This is a genomic window from Ideonella azotifigens (assembly GCF_006519715.1).
GTDB lineage: Bacteria > Pseudomonadota > Gammaproteobacteria > Burkholderiales > Burkholderiaceae_C > Ideonella > Ideonella azotifigens.
This window is the reverse complement of record NZ_VIDT01001135.1, coordinates 1-1,163: the sequence shown is the minus strand read 5'-3', so window position 1 is coordinate 1,163 and position 1,163 is coordinate 1. Positions and strand designations below refer to the sequence as shown.

Below are 1,163 nucleotides of genomic sequence, written 5' to 3'. Positions count from 1 at the left end.
ATCGTGCGCCGCGCCGGCGACCTGCTGGACGCACGCCTGGCCAGCTACTGCGGCCTGCTGGTCAAGGAAGCCCACAAGACCCTGGGCGACCGCGTGGCCGAGGTGCGCGAAGCGGTGGACTTCTGCCGCTACTACGCCGACCAGGCCGAGGCTGCGCTGGGTGGCCCCACGCCGATGCAGGGCCGCGGCGTGTTCGTCTGCATCAGCCCGTGGAATTTCCCGCTGGCGATCTTCGCTGGCCAGGTCGTCGCGGCGCTGGTGGCAGGCAACACCGTGGCCGCCAAGCCGGCCGAGCAGACACCGGCGATTGCCGCGGCCATGGTCGCACTGCTGCACGAAGCCGGCGTGCCGGCCGACGCACTGGCGCTGCTGCACGGCCCGGGCGAAACCGTGGGCGCGGGCCTGGTGGCCGATGCGCGCACCGCAGGCGTGTGCTTCACCGGCTCCACGCAGGTCGCTCGCATCATCCAGCGCACGCTCGCCGACAAGGGTGGTGCGCCCGTGCCGCTGATTGCCGAAACCGGCGGCCTGAACGCGATGATCGTGGACTCGACCGCGCTGCCCGAGCAGGTGGTGGACGCGGTCGTGCAAAGCGCCTTCCGCTCCGCCGGCCAGCGCTGCTCGGCGCTGCGCCTGTTGTGCGTGCACGAAGCGATTGCCGACGGCGTGATCGAGATGATCCGTGGCGCGATGGCCGAGTTGCGCGTGGGCGACCCGGCCGAGTTGCGCACCGACGTGGGCCCGGTGATCGACGACGAAGCCTTCAGCGGCATCTCGGCCCAGGTCCAGCGCCTGAAGCGCGAGGCCAAACTGCTCGGCGAAACAGTGGTGGATGCCGCCGCCTTCCCGCGCCTGGTGCCGCCGGTGGCCTTCGAGCTGCCGGCCGTGAGTGCGCTGCAGAGCGAGATCTTCGGCCCGGTGCTGCACGTGGTGCGCTGGCGCGGCGAACCCGAAGCCCTGGTGCGCGAGATCAACGCCCTCGGCTACGGCCTGACCTTCGGCATCCAGACCCGCATCGACAGCCGCGCCGAGCGCCTGGCGGCGCTCGCGCAGATCGGCAATGTCTACGTCAACCGCAACATGATCGGCGCGGTCGTTGGCGTGCAACCCTTTGGTGGCGAAGGCATGAGCGGCACCGGCCCCAAGGCCGGCGGCCCGCACTA

1 protein-coding gene is annotated in these 1,163 nt (G+C 71.2%); it reads left to right on the top strand.

Going from position 1 to position 1,163, the window contains the following annotated elements; all coding sequences use genetic code 11:
• The coding region (locus FKP22_RS31135) for an L-glutamate gamma-semialdehyde dehydrogenase (protein ID WP_141292029.1) at positions 1-1,163 on the top strand (1,163 nt) is incomplete at both ends.